Here is a 14,808-nt window from a genome sequence, read left to right as displayed (position 1 = left end):
TAGGCGCGGACCTCTGGTACCTGCCCCCGGTAGGCACCGAACCCCGGGTAGGGCCGAGGCCCGACCAGCCGTCGGGCCTCGGCCCACTGAACGCCGGAACCGCCGACTGTCCCCGACCGACCCTCACCGATGGGCGGCGGTTCCGGAGCACGAGGAGAGGGCGGCACCCTGTTGCGGGGGTACCGCCCTCTCCTGCATGCCGTACCCGATGGTGTCAAAAGTGCTCTGAACTGCGCAAACATTAGGCGCACGGGGTTGATATGTCATGGATGCGTCATGAAATGGGCGTACGGTCCACATGGCCAGCCGTCAGCCGTCAGCTGGTGGTCGCCAGCTGGTGGTCGTCAGCCGGTGGTCGTCAGCCGGTGGTCGTATGGGCGTGCGGTCCATACGGCTAGCGCGCATCCGGTGGTCGTACGGGCGTGCGAGCCACGTGGTCAGCCGCCATGCAGTGGTCGCAACGGTCCACACGGGGCCGGCGGTCCTGCCGGCCGGGGCCCTGGCCGGCGGTCACGGACGGATCCCCGCCCCGATGCGCGTCGGTACCTCGCGGCGGCGCGGGCCCGGTCTGCCCAGGGTGTGGGAGCCCGGCGCGGGGAGCGCGGACGGCAGACGGATCACCGCGTCCAGGCCGCCCGTGCCGGCGGCGCGCACGCTCGCCTCGCCGCCGCTCGCGTGGGCGAGGCGTTGGACCAGCGCGAGGCCGAGACCCGTGCCGCCCTTGGGGGCGCCGGGGGCACGCCAGAAGCGGTCGAAGGCGCGGGCGCGCTGGTCCGCCGTCATGCCCGGGCCCTCGTCGGTGACGTGCAGGTCGACCCAGGAGGGGCGGGCGCGGGCGTCGCGCAGCGTGCGGCGGGACGGGGTGTGCGGACGCAGTTCGATGGTCACCGTGGTGGCGGGCGGGGAGGCGCGCAACGCGTTGGAGAGCAGGTTGTCGAGGATCTGCTCGATGGCCCCCGGCAGTGCGAGCACCGAACCCTCGCCGCCCGCGAACAGCACCAGGGAGACGCCCTGCTGGGCGAAGAGCGGCGTCCAGGTGTGGTGGCGTTCCGCGCAGACCGCGCCCACGTCGACCGGACCGGGGATCGCCGCGTGCTCCTCCAGCCGGGCCATCGCCAGCAGCCCCTCGACCATGCGGGCGAGCCGGTCCGTCTCGGTGACGGCGGCGGTGAGGCTGGAGCGGCCGCGGGCCGAGACGTTCGGTTCCAGGTTCTCCAGGCGCAGCCGCAGTGCCGCCAGCGGGGTCTTGAGCTGGTGCGAGGCCTCGCCCGCGAACGCGTGCTGGGAGTCGAGGAGATGGGCGAGCCGGGCCGCCGTACGGTTGAACGCGGCGGCCAGACTGCGGACTTCCGGCGGGCCCTTGGTCACCGTGACGGCGATCGGAGCCGCCCGGCTGTCGGACGCCAACTCGTTGGTGGCGCGCTCCAGTTCACGGATGGGGCGACCGGTCCAGCGGGCGATCGCGAACGCGGCGAAGGTGACCGCGGTGAGGACGGCGAGACCGCCGAGGGCAAGCAACAGCCAGATGTGGTGGACGCGTTCATGCACCACGTGGGTCGGCAGGGTCAGCCACACGGCGCCCTCCGGCCGGGTGCCGTGCCCGACGGGTACGGCGACAGACAGGTACTGGACGCCGCCGATGGTGGACGTGCGGACGTCCACCGTGGACGTGCCGCGCAGCGCCGCCACGATGCCCGGGCGGGAGGCCAGCGCCCGGGACGCGTCCGGGGTCAGCTGATGCGAGGTGGCGATCGGCGCACCCACACTGTCGACGACCACCACCTGTCCGCCGATCCGGGCGGCACAGTGGGCCACCCGGCCGGGCAGGTCCCGCTCGGCCCGGCCGGCGGCGAGGGACAGGGACGCGTACGCCGAGACCGACTCGGCCTCGTCCTCCGCCACGGTGATCACCCGCTCCCGCTCGCCCCGCGAGTACAGGTAGCCCAGCGGGATCTCCAGACAGAGCAGGACCAGCGCGGCCAGGCTGAGATAGCTGAGCAGCAGTCGTCGGGTCATGGCCGACCGACCGGACCGGTGTGTACCGCCAGCCGGAAGCCGACCCCGCGCAGGGTCTGGATCCAGGCTGGGTGTCCCAACTTCCGCCGCAGTGAGGCGACATGGACGTCCAGAGTCTTGGTCGGACCCTCGTAGTGCGGGTCCCACACCCGGTCCAGGATCTGCTGCCGTGAGCAGACCGCGCCCGGGTCCTCGGTGAGCAGCGCGAGCAGATCGAACTCCTTGGGGGTGAGAGGGACGGTCGTCTCACCGACCCAGACCTGCCGGGTCCGGCGGTCGACGACCAACGGGCCGGGCTCGTACGACGGTTCGGGCGCGGTCGCGTACGAGGAGGCCGTGGGCGGCGGGGACGCGGCGGCGTACGACGCGGCGGCGTACGACGAGCCGGCGTGTGACGAGCCAGGGTGCGATGAGCCGGTGTACGACGAGGCCATCGCCGCGTGCGCCATGGGTGCCCTGTCGTAGGCCGGCCCTGACTCGGTCGCTGCCGTCGCCGTGGGCTCCGGTATCGCCTGCGCCCGCTGGGTCCGTCGCGTCACCGCCCGTATCCGCGCCACCAGCTCCCGTACGCTGAAAGGTTTCGCCAGATAGTCGTCGGCGCCCAGCTCCAGGCCCAGCACGCGGTCGGTCTCCTCGCCGCGCGCACTGAGGATGAGGATGGGTACGTCGGAGACCTGGCGGATGCCCCGGCAGACGTCGATGCCGTCCATGTCCGGCAACCCCAGGTCGAGCAGGACGACATTGCCGTACGGGCCTCTCAAGCCGTCGGTGCCGGTCGCCACGTGATCGACCGTCAGCCCGAAGTGGCCGAGAGCCTCGGTGAGCGGTTCGGCGATCGTCTCGTCGTCCTCGATGAGCAGCACTCGTAGGCCCATGTGTCCCGTCTCTCCGTGAACTGTGCACCGTGAACCCTGGATCGTGAATCGCTATGAATGCGGGCAGAGTCCAGGATGATTCCAAGCAGCCCGAATTCGCGTTCCGCTTCCTGGAGTGGACACGGTACAAGACAACCCTACCTGCGCGCCTCTCGACAAAGAATGTTCCATTCCTGGCCGGGCTCTGGTGTTCGCTTAACCTTCCTCTGGTGCGGCCCCCTCTACGCTGCGATGACCAGGACGAACTCCCTGTCGAGGAGGCAGAGTTGAAGGCATTGCTGGATCGTGCCCGCACGTTCACGCAGCGGGTCGAAGGTGAGCGCGGGGAATACCGGAAACTGGCCGACGGGCAATCCCCCGAGGCGCTCTTCATTACCTGCTCGGACTCGCGGGTCATACCCGCACTCATTACCGACGCCCGGCCCGGCGAGATATTCGAGCTCCGGAACGCGGGCAATATCGTGCCGGCCTACGGGCAACACGGGGCGTCCGGTGAAGCAGCCACCCTGGAGTACGCACTGGAGGTGCTCGAGGTTCAGGACGTGGTGGTGTGCGGTCACTCACACTGCGGGGCGATGAGCGCGCTGAGGTCCGGCGACGACCTGACCCGCCTGCCGGGCGTCGACGCGTGGCTCGCCCTGGCCCGCCCGGAACTGGCCGCGGTGCTCACCGGCACCTCCGACAGTTCCGGCGCCGCCCACGACTCCGACAGTGCCGACGGCTCCGACGGCTCCGACCGCTCCTACGAACCGTCCCTGGCGGACGTGGTGCAGCGCAACGTCGTCAACCAGCTGGCCGCGGTGCGCAGTTACCCGAGTGTGCGGCAGGGGCTGGAGGAGGGCCGGCTGCGGCTGCACGGCTGGTACTACGAGGTCGACACCGGCCAGGTGTACGAACTCGACGACGACGGCCGCTTCCGGGTGCACGCCGGATGAGCGGCGCGCATGCGCGGGGCCGGACGCGGGGCGGAGAAGAGGGCGGGGAATGGGGCGCGGTCCGCGGCGGCTCGCCGACCGGGCCGCAGCCGGCAGCGCACGCCGCCTGGCAGGACGAGCCGTCCGCCGGGATGCACACCGGCTGGGAGGACGGGCCACGGGCAGCGGCGCACTCCGGCTGGGAGGACGAGCCGTCCGCCGGGATGCACACCGGCTGGCAGGACGAGCCGCAGGCAGCGGCGCGTGCCGGCTGGCAGGACGAGCCGTCCGCCGGGATGCACACCGGCTGGCAGGACGAGCCGTCCGCCGCCTGGCAGGCCGGAGCGCCGGGCGGGAGGCGCACCGCCCCAGGCCCCGCCACCGGGACGGCCCCGCACGCCACCCCGCGCACCCGGCGACCGGCTCCGCCGAAGGGCGCGGCGAAGGGCGCGCCGAATGACGCAGCGAATGACGCGGCGCCGCCCACCCGCCCCGGGAAAGGTCCCAGGGCCGACCTCGGGACCGAGATCACCGCCTCCCTCGTCGTCTTCCTCGTCGCGCTGCCGCTGTGCATCGGCGTGGCCGTCGCGTCCGGGGTGCCGGCCGAGCTCGGGATCATCTCCGGGGTGATCGGCGGGCTGGTGGTCGGGGCGGTACGGGGGAGCACGCTGCAGGTCAGCGGGCCCGCGGCCGGACTCGCCGCGCTGGTCGCGGAGACCGTCGCCGAACACGGCCTGGCGATGCTCGGGGTGATCGTGCTGGGCTCCGGGATCCTGCAGATCGTCCTCGGGGTGGTCAGGCTCGGCCGGATGTTCCAGGCGATCTCCCTCGCCGTGGTGCAGGGCATGCTGGCCGGCATCGGACTGCCGTTGATGTTCAGCCAGGTCTATCCGATGGCCGACTCCAAGGCACCCGGCGTCCCGATCGAGAACATGGCAGGCATCCCCGGGCTGGTCGCCGGCATCCTCACCGACCGGCAGGCGATGATCGCCACGGTGCTCGGTGTCGTCACCGTCGTACTGAGCTTCGCCTGGAAGAACGTGCCGGGGCCGGTCAAGAAGATCCCGGCCGCACTGGTCGCCGTGGGGATCGGCATCGCGGTCGCCGCGCTGCCCGGCGTGGACGTGAAGACGCTCCAGGTCGGTGACCTGCTCGCCGCGGTGAGCGTGCCGGGCGGGGAGCAGTTCGCGGGGCTCGCCGACGCGGCGATCATCACCTCCATTCTCACCTTCACCGTCATCGCCTCCGCGGAGAGCCTGTTCACGGCCGCCGCGGTGGACCGGATGCACAGCGGTCCGCGCACCCGCTACAACACCGAACTCATCGCCCAGGGCGCCGGGAACACCATCGCCGGCATCCTCGGCGCGCTGCCCATCACGGCCGTCGTCGCCCGCAGCTCGGCCAACGTCCAGGCCGGCGCGAAGACCCGGCTCTCCCGGACGCTGCACGGGCTGTGGCTGCTCGCCTTCGCGATGCTGCTGCCGCAGGTGCTCGCGCTGATCCCGATCTCGGTGCTCGCCGGCGTTCTGGTGCACAGCGGTTGGAAGCTGTTCGGGCCGGCGGAGTTCCCGAAGATGTGGCGCCAGGACCGGGGCGAGTTCGCGGTGATGACCCTCACCACGCTGGTCATCGTGGCGACCGCGCTGCTCGAAGGCGTACTGATCGGGCTCGCCGCCGGGATCGTGCTGGCCGCGCTCAGGATGTCGCAGACCGTGATCCGGCAGCACGTCGAGGACGACACCGCCAAGGTCGTCATGGCCGGCAACGCGACCTTCCTGCGGCTGCCGAACGTCATCGAGGCCCTGGAGGCCGCGGCCGCCGCCGGCAAGCCGAGGATCCGCCTCGACCTGACCGGCGTCACCCACCTGGACCACGCCTGCCGCAACCAGATCGAGGAGTTCACGACCCAGCAGCGGGGGAAGGGGCTCAGGGTGGAACTGCTGATGCCGGGCCCGGCCACACCGGCCGCCACGGCGGAGCAGACACCCGCACCGGCGCCCACCAGGGCCTCCGCGCCGGCCTCCGTCCCGCCCTCCACCCCGGCCCCCGGCCCTGACGCCGAATGGTTCTACCTGGACACCCGCCCCCTTCCGAACGATTACGACGATCACGCCGATTACGCCGAGCGCCCCCCGCTCGTACGCTGAAGGCCACCCGTCACTCAAGGGAGGTCGGCCATGTCCGGCTGGAGCGAGAAGGACGTCCCGGACCAGAGCGGCCGTGTCGCCGTCGTCACCGGTGCCAACAGCGGCATCGGCTACGTCACCGCCCGGGAGCTGGCCCGCCGGGGCGCCCGGGTGGTGCTCGCGTGCCGCAGCGAGGCCCGGGGCGCCGAGGCGGTCGGCCGGCTGGCCGCCGAGGTCCCGGGCGCGGAGGCGGAGGTCATCCGTCTGGACCTGGCGGATCTGGCCTCCGTACGGCAGTTCGCGGAAGCCTTCTCGTACGACCGGCTCGACCTGCTCGTCAACAACGCGGGCGTGATGGCGCTGCCCTACGGGACGACGGCCGACGGGTTCGAAACGCAGTTCGGCGTGAACCACCTGGGCCACTTCGCGCTCACCGGACGGCTGCTGCCCACGCTGCTCGACACGCCGGGTGCGCGTGTGGTGACCGTCTCCAGTACGGCGCACGCGCTGTCCAACATCGACATCAACGACCTCAACAGCGAGCGCCGGTACCGCCGTTGGACCGCCTACGCCCGCTCCAAGGCCGCCAACCTCCTCTTCACGCACGAGCTGGCGCGCCGGCTGGCGGCACACGGCTCGGACGTGGTCGCGGCGGCGGCCCACCCCGGGTACGCGGCCACCAACCTCCAGGCCGCGGGCCCCCGGATGTCCGGTCGCAAGGCCAGCGAACGGTTCATGCAGATCGGCAACCGGTACTTCGCCCAGTCCGCCGAGGCCGGCGCGCTCCCCACGCTCTACGCGGCGACCGCGCCCGACGTACGCCCCGACTCGTTCACCGGACCGTCCCTCGCGATGTGGCGCGGGGCACCGGGACGGTCCTGGCGGGCCCCGTGGACCCTCAACGACACGGCGGGAGAACGGCTTTGGGGTGCTTCCGAGCAGCTCACGGGAGTGACGTACGACGCCCTGAAGATCTGATCCGCCAGTCCGTCTCCCAGTCCGTCTCCCAGTCTGTCTCTCAGGCCGACGCCCCGCTGTTCACCACCAGGTCCGTGCCCACCACCAGGTCCGTGCCCACCACCGAGGCGGCCGCGTCCGAGGCCGAGTGGAGGACCGCGGCGGCGATCTCCTCGGTGGCCGGGACGCGGCCGAGGGGGAGCGGGTCCCGGGCGCGCTCGGCACGGTCGGCGTCCGTCTCGCCGGGGCGCAGGGACATCGGGGTGGCCACGGCACCGGGGCCGACCGCGTTGATCCGGACGCCGTCGCGGAGGTGGTCGAGGGCGGCGCCCCGGGTGAGTACGGCTGCCGCTACGGCTACGAGACACGCACCTCGTACGTCGCCACCCGCACCGCGTCGTCGTCCAGGCACACCCCGGTCTGCAGGTCGAAGCGCTGCTTCAGCAGGGGCGAGGCGACGAACGGCCGGCCCTGGTGGGTGCCGGTCAGGCCGCGGGAGAGGACCGCCGCGCCGCTGAAGGGGTCGCGGTTGTCGATGGCGTACAGCGTGCCGACGCGGTCGCGGAAGAGGGCGACCTGGTGGCCGTCGGGCAGCAGTGCCGCCACCCCGCGGCCCGGGAGCAGCGTGCTCAGGTCGCAGACGGTGAACCAGGCGTCCTCGGCCTCGTTCAGCTGGAGTTGGATCTTCAGGTCGGTCGTCTCGGGTGCCAGGGTCATCGCTGGGCGCTTCCTTCCAGGACGTCAGCCGGGTTTCCGGTGGGGCGCATGCCGATGGACAGCAGCGGCAGGTCGGGCTTGATCTGGTCGCGCTCCGGGATGAAGCCGACGACCGGGTCGGGGGTGTCGGGGGCGTTCACGAAGGAGACGAACCGCGACAGCTTCTCGGGGTCGTTGATGGTCGTCGCCCACTCGTCCGCGTAGTGCGAGACGTGGTCCGTCATCAGGGACTCCAGCTCCTCGCAGATGCCGAGGGAGTCCTCCACGACCACGTCCCGCACGTGGTCGAGGCCGCCGGGGATCCGCTCCAGCCAGGTCGAGGTGCGCTCCAGGCGGTCGGCCGTGCGGATGTAGAACATCAGGAACCGGTCGATCAGGCGGATCAGTTCGGCGTCCGACAGGTCCTGGGCGAGCAGGTCCGCGTGGCGCGGGGTGGCGCCGCCGTTGCCGCCGACGTACAGGTTCCAGCCGCCCGCGGTGGCGATGACGCCGAAGTCCTTCGACTGGGCCTCGGCACACTCCCGGGCGCAGCCCGAGACCGCCGACTTGAGCTTGTGCGGGGACCTGAGGCCCCGGTAGCGCAGCTCCAGGTCGATCGCCATGCGGACGGAGTCCTGGACGCCGTAGCGGCACCAGGTCTGGCCGACGCAGGACTTCACCGTGCGCAGGGACTTGCCGTAGGCGTGCCCGGACTCGAAGCCGGCGTCCACCAACCGGGTCCAGATCAGCGGGAGTTGTTCGACACGGGCGCCGAACATGTCGATCCGCTGGCCGCCGGTGATCTTCGTGTAGAGGCCGAAGTCGCGGGCGATCTCGCCGATCACGATGAGGCCCTCGGGGGTGATCTCACCGCCGGGGATACGGGGGACGACCGAGTACGAGCCGTTCTTCTGGAGGTTGGCCAGGAAGTGGTCGTTGGTCTCCTGGAGCGCCGCCTGCTCGCCGTCGAGGACGTAGCCGCTCGCGCCGATGGTCGGGGCGAGGGAGGCGATGATCGAGCCGACCGCCGGCTTGCAGACGTCGCAGCCGTCGCCGCCCCGGGCGTCGTCCCGGCCGTAGCGGTCCAGCAGGTCCTGGTAGGTGTTGAGGCGCAGGGCGAGGACGATCTCGTACAGCTCCTCGCGGGTCTGCGAGAAGCAGCCGCACAGCCCCTTGTCGACCTCGACGCCGCCGGCCTCCAGTTCGGCGTTGACCAGCTGGCCGAGCACCTTGACGCAACTGCCGCAGGTCGTACCGGCCTTGGTGCACTTCTTCACCTCGGGCACGGTGGTGCAGCTGTGCTCGGTGACCGCGCCGCGGATCGTGCCCTTGGTGACGTTGTTGCAGGAGCAGATGATCGCCTCGTCCGGCAGCGCGGACGGGCCCAGCTGGGTCGGGGCGCCGACGCCTGCGGGCAGCACCAGCGCCTCGGGGGAGACGGGCGGGACCGAGCCGGTGAACGCGCGCAGGGTGCCGTACGCCTCCGCGTCGCCGACCAGGATGCCGCCGAGCAGCGTGCCGTCCCGGCCGATGACCAGCTTCTTGTACAGGCCCGAGCGGGAGTCGGAGTAGACGACGTCCAGGCAGTCCTCGGCCGTGCCGTGCGCGTCGCCGAAGGACGCCACGTCCACGCCGAGCAGCTTCAGCTTGGTGGACAGGTCCGCGCCGGTGAACTCCGCCTCGTCCTGCGCGATCGTCGCGGCGACCGTCTCGGCCTGCTCGTAACCGGGGGCCACCAGGCCGTACACCCGGCCGTCGGAGGCCAGCGCGCACTCACCGATCGCGAAGACATACGGGTCGGAGACGGTCCGGCACTGTTCGTCGACCGCGATGCCGCCGCGCTCGCCGACCGTGAGGCCGCTCTCGCGGGCCAGCTGGTCGCGGGGGCGGACACCGGCGGAGAACACCACCAGGTCGGTGGCGAGTTCGGAGCCGTCGGACAGCTTCATGCCGGTGACCGCGCCGGACTCGTCGACCACGATCTCCTGCGTGCCCACGCCCGTGTGGACGGACAGGCCCATGTCCTCGATGGTCCGCAGCAGCGCGGCGCCGCCGCCCTCGTCGACCTGGACCGGCATCAGACGGGGCGCGAACTCCACGATGTGCGAGGTGAGTCCGAGGCCCTTCAGTGCACCGGCCGCCTCCAGTCCGAGCAGACCGCCGCCGACCACCGCACCCGTCGTCCGCGTCCTGGCGTACTCCTCGATCGCGAGGAGGTCCTCGATCGTGCGGTAGACGAAGCAGCCCTCGGCGTCCTTGTTCGGGACGGGCGGGACGAAGGGGTACGAGCCGGTGGCGAGCACCAGGACGTCGTAGTCGACGACCAGGCCCGAGCGGGCGGTGACCCGGCGCGCCTCGCGGTCGATCGTCTCCGCCGGGTCACCGACGTACAGCTCGATGCCGTGGTCCTTGATGAACTCCAGGTCCGTCATGGAGAGTTCCTCGGGCGTCGTGCCCGAGAAGTACGAGGTCAGGTGCACGCGGTCGTACGCGGGACGCGGCTCCTCGCACAGCACGACCACGCGGTGCGTGGCGGTCAGGCCGCGCTCGGCGAGCGCTTCGAGGAAGCGCTGGCCGACCATGCCGTGGCCGACGAGCACGATCGTGGGGCGGGGGCCGTTCCCCACAAGTGCGGTCGTGGACATCAGGAGCCTCCATCGTTGGTGAGCAGGTGGAGCAGGGGGCGGCCGGCGGAGGGGAGCGGCTCTGCTCCCTCCCAGGCGCGCGCGAGCGCTCCGACAGTGCCGAGTTCGCCGACGAGGACCCCGCCGACCAGGCGGTCGTCGCGGACGACGACCTTGCGGTAGGTGCCTCGGGTGGCGTCAGCGAGCTGGACCACGTCGTCGCCGGGAAGGGCTTCCGTCTCGCCGAACGCGGCGAGGTCGAACGGTCCGTGGGGGGCGGGTCCGTGGGGGGCGGCCTGCCCGGTGAGGGTGAGCCGGGTCAGAGAACGGGTGCCGGTGTACCGGGCGTCGGCCCGACCGGACAGCAACTCGGCCAGGACGTCCGCCTGTTCGAGTGCCGGGGCCGCCAGTCCGTACACCGTGCCGTCGTGCTGGACGCAGTCGCCGACGGCCCGGATGTGCGGGTCGGACGTACGGAGTTCGTCGTCCACGACGATCCCCTTACGGACCTCCAGCCCCGCGACCTGGGCGAGACCCACGCGCGGGTGGACCCCGCAGGCCAGGACCACCAGGTCGGCGTCGAGGGCGTAGCCGTCGGCCATCTCGACCGAGCGGACCGCGCCGCCCACGCACCGCACGTCCCGCACCCGGCACTCGGTGTGGATCTCCACGCCGAGGTCCTTCAGATGCCGGCGGACCAGCTGGGAGGCGGCCGGATCGAGCTGGCGCTCCATCAGCCGCTCGGACTGCTGGGCCAGCATGACCTGGGCGCCGCGCAGGGCGAGCGCCCGGGCCGCCGAGACCCCGAGGAGCCCGCCGCCGATGACGACCGCCTTCACGCCCGGCCGGACCGCCTTGGACAGGCCCAGGCAGTCGTCCATCGTGCGGAAGGCGTGGACACCCTCGGGCAGCACGTGGTCGGGGGTGAACAGGCCGCGCAGCGGCGGGAGCACGGGGTTGGATCCGGTGGCCAGGACCAGCGTGTCGTATGCGATCTTCGAACCGTCCGCGCACTCGACGGTCCGGCCGTCCCGGTCGATGCCGGTGACCCGGGAGCGGGTCAGCGCGGCGGGCGCCGGGAGGGCGATCACCTCGGGGCTGTAGCGTCCGGCCAGCACTTCGGCGAGGAGAACCCTGTTGTACGGGTGGTGCTCCTCCTCGCCGACGAGCGTCACGGGCGTGCCGAGCTCGCCGAGCCGCCGGGCGAGACGGACGCCCGCGAGGCCGGCGCCGATCACCACCACACGCGTATTCGAGGTCATGCCCAGGAGCGTGCGTTGCCGGTGTTACCCGGCCGCATCACGTCTGTTTCCCGCGAGGAACGCTGCGCTCAGCGGGGGCGGGTGGTCGGTGTGAGGGTTCGGGGAGGGCGGCGGGGGAGCGCTGTGAGGTGCGGATTTCTCGTCTCCGCCGCCCCGGACCTCTGATGCCGTACCTCTGATGCCGGACCTCTGAGGGGGCTCAAGGTTTCCGGGCACTCGTGGCCACCGCGAGCAGTGGCCGGCCTAACGGCCGGTCAGGAGGTCGATCAGCCCTGTGGTGTCCTCGTCGCCGTGCCCGTCCGCCAGGCGCCGCTCCATCAGCGCCGTGTACGGCGTCAGCAGCTCGGCGCTGACGCCCTGCTCCTCGGCCGTGCGCAGCAGGGTCGCGTTGCCGGCGACCTGCATGGCGAGGTGGGAGACGACGCCGTTGGTGTAGTCACCGCTGTCCAGCCGCTCGGCGGCCCCGTACGCCATGGGCGCCATCGCGGTGAGCCACGACACGAGCAGCGGCGCGAAGTCCTTCGGGGCGATGTCCTCCCGTCGGATCAGCGCGAAGGCGTGCGTGATGCCCGCGAACATTCCGCTCATCGCGCTCAGCAGCGCCACGTCGTGCAGCGCGGCGAACCCCGGGTCCGCGCCGACGTACGTGGCCCCGGCCGGGGCGGCGAGCGTGTCCCGGTGCTCCTCGAAGAGCGCGGCGGAACCGCTGTAGAAGACGTACGCCCCGGAGCCCGCGGCCCCGATCATCGGCGGTACGGCCATGATCCCGCCGTCCAGGAAACGGGCCCCGCGCGCCTCGGCCCACGCGGCCCGGTCCCGTCCCTGGGCGGGTGTCCCGGTGGTCAGGTCCACCAGGTCCCGGCCGGTGAGGTCGGCCGCGTCGAGGGCCTCGCCGACGGAGGCGTCGTCGAGGAGACAGGCGACGACGAGCCGGTTCGCGGCCACCGCGGCGGTGGCGCTCCGGGCGACGGTCGCGCCCTCGGCGGCCAGGGCCTCGGCGCGGGCCGGGGTGCGGTTCCAGACGGTCACCGGGTGGCCGGCGGTGAGCCAGGCGTGGGCGAGGGCGGTGCCCATGGCGCCGGTGCCGAGGAGGGTGAGGGGAGTGAGGGGAGCCGAAGGGGCAGGTGTGCGCGGGGCGCGTGCGTTGTCAGTCATGGCGATTAGGCTCGTCGCAGGGGAACGGCCCGCTCAAGTACGCACTTCGGAGTGGGTGGTTACCGCGGGGAAAGGGTCCAGGCAGGGGAGGGGCGGCATGACGACCGTACGGCGGCCGGGGGCGTACGTCTGCGGGATCGACGCGGCGATGGATGTGATCGGCGGTAAGTGGAAGGTGCTCATCCTGTGGGCGCTGAACGTGAGGCCGTGCCGCTTCGGCGAGCTGCGCAGAGAGCTGCCCGGGGTGACCGAGAAGGTCCTCGCGGCCCACCTGCGGGAGCTGGAGGCGGACGGCATCGTGCACCGGGAGGCGTACGACGAGGTCCCGCCGCGGGTGGAGTACTCGCTCACGCCTCGGGGAGTCTCGCTGAACGAGGCGCTGGGGCCGCTGGGGGCGTGGGGCCGGGTGAACGTCCTGGACGGCTCAGCGGCTGCCCGTGAGGTGCGCGAAGACAACGACGTTCCCCTGATATCCGGTGCTCCGTGAGTAGCCGCCGCCGCAGGTGATCACCCGCAGTTCGGGCCGCGGGGCCGCGCCGTAGACCTTCCGGTCGGGGAAGTTCGTCGCCTCGTAGACCTCGACGGCGTCCACGGTGAAGACGGCGACCGTGCCGTCCCGCCGGTCCACCTGGAGAGCGGCGCCCTTCTTCAGCGCGCCCAGGTCGTAGAACACCGCGGGGCCATCGGCGTTGTCGACGTGCCCGGCGACGATCGCGGTGCCCGTCTCACCGGGCGTGGTGCCGGCCTCGTACCAGCCGGCGAGGTTCTTCTTCGCGGCGGGCGGGACGTCGAGGCTGCCGGAGGGAGTGAGCCCCAGGCCCGTCAGGGGCGCGTCCACCTGGATGGAGGGGATGCGGATCCGGTCGGGCGGGGAGGGCGGCAGCGCGGGCGCGACCGACGCGGCGGGACGGGCGGTGTCCTGTCCTGCGCCCTGGGCGGTGGGCTGTCCTGTGCCCTGCCCGGTGGGCTGCCCAGCGTCCAGTCCGGTGGGCTGCCCAGCGTCCAGCCCGGTGTCCTGTCCTGGCTCCGGCCCTGCACTCTGCCCGGCGTCACGGCCGCTGTGCGCCTGCGCGGCGGACGGCTGCGGCGGCGCGTGTGTCTCGGCACCGCTGCGCAGCAGCCAGGCACCGCTGCACAGGGCCAACGCGGTGACGGCCGCTATCGCGGTGTTGCCGAAGTCGGGCACGGCGAACCCCCTTTCCCCTGCGTTCACTGAATTTCTGCATCCCACTGAACCCGGTCCCCTCTCCGAGGCAAGGCCCTTCTCCACGAAAGCCGGGGTCCCTTTCCCCCTCCGGGCCGCGAGGGGCGTCGGACCCGGAGGGGGAGGGGACATGCGGTACCGGCGGACGGACAGCGGAGGGTGTCCGTCAGATCCCGTCGCCTCTCGCCCGGCGATGCAGGAGCCAGGTACCGCCCGCGGCGGCGACGGCGAGAGCCGCCACACCGGCCGCGGTCTGCACGGGATCGGGGCCCAGAGCGCCACCGACCCCCGTCTTCACACTCCCTCGGGGATACACCTGCTCGCGCGGGGAGGTCAGCGTGACGACCAGGTCCCCGGTCACCCGCCGGCCGCTCCTGGCGCAGGTCGCGGTGATCTCGTACGTCCCCGGCTGCGCGCTCGGCGGCACCCGGAACCGGCCGGTCGCCTCGCTCTCGTTCGAACGGGGCGCCAGCGGGAAGGAACCGGCCCCCACCGCGCCCGCGTCGCCCGCCGCCGACCCGTCGTCCCCGCAGGCGGCGGTGTTCACGGTGGCCTCCCCGCCCGGCACGAGCGAGGACGGGTACACCTTCAGGCCGGTGGTGTCGCCGCCGTACGCGGGCGCGGTGCCGAGACCCGCGGCGGCCACGGCGAGCGCGGTACCGGTCAGCAGGCGGGCGGTACATCGCATCGGTGCTCCCTCGGGCGTCTTCGAGCGTCTTCGGTGGGGACTGCCCTTCCGAGGTAAGTGGCAGCGCGCCCGGAGCGCTTCCTGAGGGAGCGTCAGAATTGGGGTGAATGGGTGTCAGGCAGAAGTCGCCAAGGGTTGATCCGTCGGTGTTTCACCAGGTCACCGGGGTCTGGAGGCGGAGTACGGAAAGAGGCCCCGAAGGGCGTAGGGCGCGGGGGTGAACGGGTGACGGGCCGGCCGCGCGGCGGCCGGCGGCGGACCGACCTTCCGCGGCCCGGACGGCCACGCGTG

General features: G+C 72.3%; 12 protein-coding genes and 1 pseudogene. 4 read left to right on the top strand and 9 right to left on the bottom strand.

Annotated features, from left to right (window positions below):
- Window positions 1–510: 510 nt before the first annotated feature.
- Window positions 511–2,016, bottom strand: coding sequence for a HAMP domain-containing sensor histidine kinase (locus tag M2271_RS26990; RefSeq protein WP_280889927.1), 1,506 nt, complete (start codon window positions 2,014–2,016; stop codon window positions 511–513).
- Window positions 2,013–2,891 carry a response regulator transcription factor gene (locus M2271_RS26985; protein ID WP_280889926.1) on the bottom strand — a complete coding sequence of 293 codons (879 nt, stop codon included), beginning with the start codon at window positions 2,889–2,891 and terminating at the stop codon, window positions 2,013–2,015. Before M2271_RS26985 ends, M2271_RS26990 begins: the two co-directional genes overlap by 4 nt.
- 266 nt (window positions 2,892–3,157) lie before the next feature.
- Between M2271_RS26985 and M2271_RS26980 the strand changes: the two genes are divergently transcribed.
- From M2271_RS26980 to M2271_RS26970, 3 genes are read left to right on the top strand one after another with little or no spacing between them, the layout of a single operon-like run.
- The gene (locus M2271_RS26980; RefSeq protein ID WP_280890010.1) at window positions 3,158–3,826 is read left to right on the top strand and encodes a carbonic anhydrase; all 669 of its coding nucleotides are present in this window, start codon (window positions 3,158–3,160) and stop codon (window positions 3,824–3,826) included.
- Entirely contained in the window at window positions 3,823–5,952 is a 2,130-nt protein-coding gene (locus M2271_RS26975) for a SulP family inorganic anion transporter (RefSeq protein ID WP_280889925.1), read from the top strand. Before M2271_RS26980 ends, M2271_RS26975 begins: the two co-directional genes overlap by 4 nt.
- Before the next feature lie 30 nt (window positions 5,953–5,982).
- On the top strand, window positions 5,983–6,909 hold the full coding sequence (locus M2271_RS26970) for an oxidoreductase (protein ID WP_280889924.1): 927 nt from the start codon (window positions 5,983–5,985) through the stop codon (window positions 6,907–6,909).
- 40 nt (window positions 6,910–6,949) lie between these two features.
- Here M2271_RS26970 and M2271_RS26965 read toward each other — a convergent pair.
- The 5 genes and pseudogenes from M2271_RS26965 to M2271_RS26945 form a co-directional block, all read right to left on the bottom strand.
- Window positions 6,950–7,246, bottom strand: a pseudogene (locus M2271_RS26965) (SDR family oxidoreductase); the annotation flags it as partial.
- Window positions 7,246–7,605 (bottom strand): nitrite reductase small subunit NirD, encoded by a 360-nt coding sequence (nirD, locus tag M2271_RS26960; protein WP_280889923.1) that lies wholly within the window; start codon window positions 7,603–7,605, stop codon window positions 7,246–7,248. The gene nirD and the pseudogene M2271_RS26965, both read right to left, overlap by 1 nt.
- Window positions 7,602–10,229 carry a nitrite reductase large subunit NirB gene (gene nirB / locus M2271_RS26955; RefSeq protein ID WP_280889922.1) on the bottom strand — a complete coding sequence of 876 codons (2,628 nt, stop codon included), beginning with the start codon at window positions 10,227–10,229 and terminating at the stop codon, window positions 7,602–7,604. Before nirB ends, nirD begins: the two co-directional genes overlap by 4 nt.
- Window positions 10,229–11,470, bottom strand: a complete 1,242-nt coding sequence (locus M2271_RS26950) for an FAD-dependent oxidoreductase (protein WP_280889921.1) — start codon at window positions 11,468–11,470, stop codon at window positions 10,229–10,231. Before M2271_RS26950 ends, nirB begins: the two co-directional genes overlap by 1 nt.
- Before the next feature lie 243 nt (window positions 11,471–11,713).
- A complete protein-coding gene (locus tag M2271_RS26945) occupies window positions 11,714–12,625 on the bottom strand; it encodes an NAD(P)-binding domain-containing protein (protein ID WP_280889920.1) in 912 nt (303 codons plus the stop codon).
- Window positions 12,626–12,722: 97 nt separating this feature from the next.
- On the opposite strand from M2271_RS26945, the gene M2271_RS26940 reads away from it, so the two are divergent.
- A complete protein-coding gene (locus M2271_RS26940; RefSeq protein ID WP_280889919.1) occupies window positions 12,723–13,112 on the top strand; it encodes a helix-turn-helix domain-containing protein in 390 nt (129 codons plus the stop codon).
- Here M2271_RS26940 and M2271_RS26935 read toward each other — a convergent pair.
- Both M2271_RS26935 and M2271_RS26930 read right to left on the bottom strand, forming a co-directional pair.
- Window positions 13,050–13,811: a class F sortase gene (locus M2271_RS26935; protein ID WP_280889918.1), complete on the bottom strand. Its 762-nt coding sequence runs from the start codon at window positions 13,809–13,811 to the stop codon at window positions 13,050–13,052. The two genes, M2271_RS26940 and M2271_RS26935, sit on opposite strands and share 63 nt — an antisense overlap.
- 184 nt (window positions 13,812–13,995) lie before the next feature.
- Window positions 13,996–14,517: a hypothetical protein gene (locus M2271_RS26930; protein WP_280889917.1), complete on the bottom strand. Its 522-nt coding sequence runs from the start codon at window positions 14,515–14,517 to the stop codon at window positions 13,996–13,998.
- Between the last annotated feature and the right edge of the window lie 291 nt (window positions 14,518–14,808).

Origin of the sequence: Streptomyces sp. LBL (assembly GCF_029893585.1) — a bacterium.
In the GTDB taxonomy this organism is placed as follows: Bacteria; Actinomycetota; Actinomycetes; order Streptomycetales; family Streptomycetaceae; genus Streptomyces.
The sequence above is the reverse complement of the archived record's forward strand: the minus strand, read 5'-3'. Positions and strand labels throughout refer to the sequence as shown.

What these genes read in the sequence shown, in the direction of transcription:
- M2271_RS26950 (WP_280889921.1), bottom strand. Translation starts at nt 11,470, where the DNA reads ATGACCTCGAATACGCGTGTGGTGGTGATCGGCGCCGGCCTCGCGGGC.
- M2271_RS26975 (WP_280889925.1), top strand. Translation starts at nt 3,823, where the DNA reads ATGAGCGGCGCGCATGCGCGGGGCCGGACGCGGGGCGGAGAAGAGGGC.
- M2271_RS26990 (WP_280889927.1), bottom strand. Translation starts at nt 2,016, where the DNA reads ATGACCCGACGACTGCTGCTCAGCTATCTCAGCCTGGCCGCGCTGGTC.
- M2271_RS26930 (WP_280889917.1), bottom strand. Translation starts at nt 14,517, where the DNA reads ATGCGATGTACCGCCCGCCTGCTGACCGGTACCGCGCTCGCCGTGGCC.
- M2271_RS26985 (WP_280889926.1), bottom strand. Translation starts at nt 2,891, where the DNA reads ATGGGCCTACGAGTGCTGCTCATCGAGGACGACGAGACGATCGCCGAA.
- M2271_RS26940 (WP_280889919.1), top strand. Translation starts at nt 12,723, where the DNA reads ATGACGACCGTACGGCGGCCGGGGGCGTACGTCTGCGGGATCGACGCG.
- nirD (WP_280889923.1), bottom strand. Translation starts at nt 7,605, where the DNA reads ATGACCCTGGCACCCGAGACGACCGACCTGAAGATCCAACTCCAGCTG.
- M2271_RS26945 (WP_280889920.1), bottom strand. Translation starts at nt 12,625, where the DNA reads ATGACTGACAACGCACGCGCCCCGCGCACACCTGCCCCTTCGGCTCCC.
- nirB (WP_280889922.1), bottom strand. Translation starts at nt 10,229, where the DNA reads ATGTCCACGACCGCACTTGTGGGGAACGGCCCCCGCCCCACGATCGTG.
- M2271_RS26970 (WP_280889924.1), top strand. Translation starts at nt 5,983, where the DNA reads ATGTCCGGCTGGAGCGAGAAGGACGTCCCGGACCAGAGCGGCCGTGTC.